We start from the raw sequence: 4,621 nt of genomic DNA, 5'->3' as shown, positions 1-4,621 counted from the left end.
ATGAAATCATTTGTCTATTACATTTCAGAACATTTGTTCTGTTTAATCTGCAATCTATTTTCCCTTCAGGCTTCAGGCTTATTCATTGTATGCAGAATTGATGATATAGCACAACTGCAAAAATCAATATATGAGAAGTTTACAATACACAGCACAGCTATGTGCAATAATCTGATATTTACATGCCAACTATGGCACTATGCAAGAGATAGCAATTCATCTCACCACCTATAGAGGTGGGAGAATTCTTGCTGATTCTTGTTAAAAATGTCTCCTTTACAAATTCTTTAGGTTACAATCGATGATGGGGTAAACGAAAAAGCAGTTTTGACATTGCAGAGAACTGCCCCTTCGTTTACACCATTTTCGATTTGACCTAATTGAACAAAGTGAGCGTCCGGGTAGCCGCAACCTATGGACTTTCAATTCTTTGTTCCTGTCCATGATTATATATGATTCTCGGTATGAAAGCTACAACATTTTATAAAAAACAGGCAAATGGGCATGACGATAAAACCTCAGAAACTGAGGCTTTTGAAAGTATTAGATGTTGCTCTTTAGCAGCGCAGTGGCATTCTCATCTGTGGCTTTCCGAGATGCCCACCACATGCTTTACACACACAAACTTTGATGCCATAAAGATGTTCCAATATTTCAGGCATTTCCATGTCACGAAGCTTTGAAAGATACTTCTTACATCCAAGTAAATTTCTGCAAAGGGTGAGCTTCTGGTTTTTAGTGCGGGAACATAGCAGTCCGTAGTGCCTGATGCGGACAAAACGCCTTGGTGGTACATGCATGAGAAACCGCCGGACAAACTCTACACCCGAAATGGTCAGTTCCTTCCACTGTCCCTCATTACGGTAATCCTTTACTAAGAATGTAACGGTATCATCATCCATACGGACGGTGCGGTGATTGCTGACGGCAATGCGATGAGTATACTTACCAAGGTATTTCATTACTGTTTGAGCACCATTGAATGTCTTTTTACAATGAGGAATCCAGTCCATACCATAACAGGAATCTAAAAGCTCCTTGAACGTATAATGGTTACGAAATTTTTCTGCAGTACCATGAAATACCAGCTTATCCTCTTTCCACAGCCTCTTTAGTTCCTCCAGATATTTTCCGCGGAACACTTTGGAGATGACCCGGATGGGAAGAAAGAAATTTTCACCATTGTCCTTCCATTGGTTGTTGGAAGCCAGTCCTCCACCCAGCAGGATGGTATGAATGTGGGGATGAAAGTTCATTTCAGAACCCCATGTATGTAAAATGCAGATGTATCCCACCTTTGCGCCGAGACGTTTTGGGTCGGCAGTCAGTTCGCTGATTGTGGAAGAAGCTGCATGGTATAAGGCATCATAAAGAAGTCTCTGGTTGCTGTAAATGACAGGGTTTAAAATATCAGGAACCGTAAAAACCAGATGGAAATAAGGAGCATCAAGGACATCCTCTCTGCGTGCATCCATCCACATTTCTTTCGGAACAGCCTGACACATGGGGCAGCAACGGTTACGGAAGGAATTGTAATGAATCTGTACGAAGCCACAATCCTCACATACACATACATTTGCACCATAGGCACCGGTCTTGCAGTTCATGATGTTATGTGCAACCTTTGCCTGTACAGGGGAAGGTGAATATTGATCAAGGTATGCCGGATAAAAACGATGAAAAATATCCTGTACTGTGGGCTTATCCATTGGCTGTACCATCCTTTCTGTCAAAAGGACCACTATACTCGCCTTCCAGCAGTCCAAGATAAAAACGGGGATAATAATAGCTAGTGTCCGGCACTAACGGAAGTCCAAGCTGGGACGCCATTTTTTTTATAATCTTCCCAATTCTTTATCAACTTTCATTTGGAGCAATGCAGTTTTTTCTCCCATATATTGCTTAGCCACCTTTAGAATTGCCTTATCATTTCCTAAAATTTCTAACACAGTAACAGAAAAAATATTAATCAAATATGAATCATTCTTATTTATTATTTCTTCAAAATAATTAAACATATTGCTTAATAATTCAGCATCTTCATTCTTAGCTAATAATGTTAAAAGCTCCGGCATAAAAATATCTTCTATTACAACTGTTTCTAATACTTCTCCATATTCTTTTACACTTTCAATGTATGCATTCTTCGTTGATGGAAAAAATTCTTGCATTTTTTCAAAAAACTCTCTTACATTTTTACTCACATTTATATTCTCCAATCAATTAAATAAACTTACAGCATTTTCTAAATCATCTATCAACGCTTCCACTACATCTAAATCATTAAGTCCTAATTGTTCTATTAGTTTAATCTCCATAGCAACCTATAAACATATCAAAAAATTATTATTCTCTTACGAACTTAAACCTGAAAAGCAACTATTATCAAATTTTTTGAATTTATATTAACATCAATAGATCATACTAAATACTTCTTAACTATATTTATTATTTTTTCATTTTTCGTTCTTTCAGCAATATCTAAAACACTACAATTTCTTACATATTCGTTTGAATAAGCTACTATCAAATCCCTGTAATTTTTCATAAGTTCCTCTACAAGAAAGGCATTTGAAAAACGAATCGCACTAACTAAAGGATTATCGTTCATCTCTCTACTATTAATAACAATACCTTCATCTATTAATTTTTTTGCAATTATATTATTGTTCTTTTTTATTGCCGTCATAAGTTCCAAACCGTCAAAAGCATTAATATCTATACCATTTTCAATAAGCCAAAGTGCTTCCTTTTCTTTCCCTTCTGTGATTGCATAATTAAGTAACGAACCTTCAGGGACAACTATATTTATTAAATCGTTATTCAAAATATAATCTTTAAAGCCCTCCAAATCTCCTGCCAATTCCAATACCTTAGCTATTTTTTCAAAATTTTCTTCGTTTTCTCCCCAAAAGTTTTTTTCCGAATAATTCAAATAAAATTCCTGATATTCTTCAGAATCAAAAGTCGGTCCTGTTAAAACTGCATCGATAAATTCTATTGGCGGTATATATTTTCCACTTAATATATCATCTATAATAACATTAGGAGCTGCATATCTTATTTTCTTTTTTAAATCAATGATACGTATTTCTCCAAACCCTTTTACATACTTTTTTCCATCAATCTCTGTTTCACGACATACACCATTCAAGTTGCTATTTAATGGATTCTCACAATAAGAAGTCAACTTTTCTATGAATATTGAATTAAATGTCTCTTTACTTTCCACTGTACTATCAAAATTTGTATTCCACCCAATATTGTAAGCATTTTCAAAATGTTGATAACAATACTTTGTCATATCAGAATTCATTGTTCTCTATCCTCGTATACAAATCATGTATTTATATAATTTGACATAAAATACAGCTAATGATGCTTGTTTATATCCTTCTAGTTTTAATCTTTTGCCAGAATGGCTAAATAAGCTAATTACCAGTTAATGTACTCTTAAAGTCTTCATACATTTTAAAAGTAATTTTCAAAATTTCTTCTAAATCCTCATATGTTCCTATGATAGGTTTTTTTATCCTGTAATTATTATCAATAAGTCTCCTTGAATATGTTCCCCAAGGAGCCCCAAGAAGCAATTCTCCATTTTCTCTGACTATCCAAACTAAATCTACCATTCCATATCTCAGAATAATATGAACTTCCAAAGTAATCTTTCCAATTTGTTCTTCCTTGATTTTATAAAATTTTTCTTTTACATCAAACACCGGAGAATAGCCTAAATCTTGAATTGTCTCCATGACCTCTTCACTATCAATATAAGCCAAACGATTACTTGAAGGTGTTCTTTTAGCATTAAATTTATTAGATAATTCTTCATATCGCTCAATAAAGCCAATTTTAATTAGAGCATTCTTAATCTTAGAATTTAATTCTATCATTGCACTTCCTTCGCAAATTTCAATTTGATTGAAATGTTTATCCCCTTAAACTTTCCAATTCACTTAATGAAAGTCCCTTAACTAAAACGCTATCTTTCTTTGAATCGAGAGCATATTTTTCAACATCATTTAACGCTGTAAAATAATCTGCATCTCCGATAATCGTATCTTTTGTTGTACTAACAAGTACTAATTTCCATTCAGATACAACTTTACCTTCTACTCTATATTCATTCTTCGTTGTTTTAGGTAAAACCGTTTCTGTTCTCTCTGTTAATGCGATTGCACCAAAAAGCGTACCGTCTGGTTTTCCGTATAATTTAGGAGTAGCAGTATATGCGTTGCTCCAATCTACTGTTTCTTTTTTCCTTTCAACTTATCAAATAGACCCATGATAATGCCTCCTTTATAACTTCCGATTTGCTTGTTCCATAAAATTCATTTTAGTCGCCTTCAAACTTGCTGGCGGCGAACAGCATTTTATGCTGTTTGCGGACGGCAAGTACACAGGGGATAGACGCACAAGCGTCGCAAGGGGGTGTAGCCACCTTGACGGAGCGAAGTGACGAAACATTCACGGTCGGGCAGTTTTCTTCTGCCGACCGTGAGTGAAGCTCCGCAGGACGCACATACTCCCGATAGGAGAGTATAGAAGTGCGCCCTTTAGTTCCTAAAGGGATTTTATCAGTTCGACAAACTGAAAGTTTCACCTCTATGACTTAGTT

At 35.4% G+C, this 4,621-nt stretch carries 4 protein-coding genes; all 4 read right to left on the bottom strand.

The genetic code is table 11. From position 1 onward, the window contains the following. Window positions 1–557 precede the first annotated feature (557 nt). The gene (locus DW826_RS15460; protein WP_015552621.1) at window positions 558–1,709 is read right to left on the bottom strand and encodes an IS91 family transposase; all 1,152 of its coding nucleotides are present in this window, start codon (window positions 1,707–1,709) and stop codon (window positions 558–560) included. A 126-nt stretch (window positions 1,710–1,835) separates the two neighbouring features. Beyond that, on the bottom strand, window positions 1,836–2,204 hold the full coding sequence (locus tag DW826_RS15455) for a resolvase (RefSeq protein WP_117553155.1): 369 nt from the start codon (window positions 2,202–2,204) through the stop codon (window positions 1,836–1,838). Between the two features lie 215 nt (window positions 2,205–2,419). Continuing rightward, complete coding sequence (locus tag DW826_RS15450) at window positions 2,420–3,316, bottom strand: ankyrin repeat domain-containing protein (RefSeq protein ID WP_117553154.1); 897 nt, start codon at window positions 3,314–3,316, stop codon at window positions 2,420–2,422. Between the two features lie 115 nt (window positions 3,317–3,431). Further along, the gene (locus tag DW826_RS15445) at window positions 3,432–3,896 is read right to left on the bottom strand and encodes a hypothetical protein (protein WP_117470055.1); all 465 of its coding nucleotides are present in this window, start codon (window positions 3,894–3,896) and stop codon (window positions 3,432–3,434) included. Between the last annotated feature and the right edge of the window lie 725 nt (window positions 3,897–4,621).

This window comes from Clostridium sp. AM34-11AC (assembly GCF_003435375.1).
GTDB classification, from domain to species: Bacteria; Bacillota; Clostridia; order Lachnospirales; family Lachnospiraceae; genus Pilosibacter; species Pilosibacter fragilis.
The sequence above is the reverse complement of the archived record's forward strand: the minus strand, read 5'-3'. Positions and strand labels throughout refer to the sequence as shown.

Coding starts and splice junctions, on each gene's coding strand:
- DW826_RS15460 (WP_015552621.1), bottom strand. CDS start 1,709: ATGGATAAGCCCACAGTACAGGATATTTTTCATCGTTTTTATCCGGCA.
- DW826_RS15450 (WP_117553154.1), bottom strand. CDS start 3,316: ATGAATTCTGATATGACAAAGTATTGTTATCAACATTTTGAAAATGCT.
- DW826_RS15445 (WP_117470055.1), bottom strand. CDS start 3,896: ATGATAGAATTAAATTCTAAGATTAAGAATGCTCTAATTAAAATTGGC.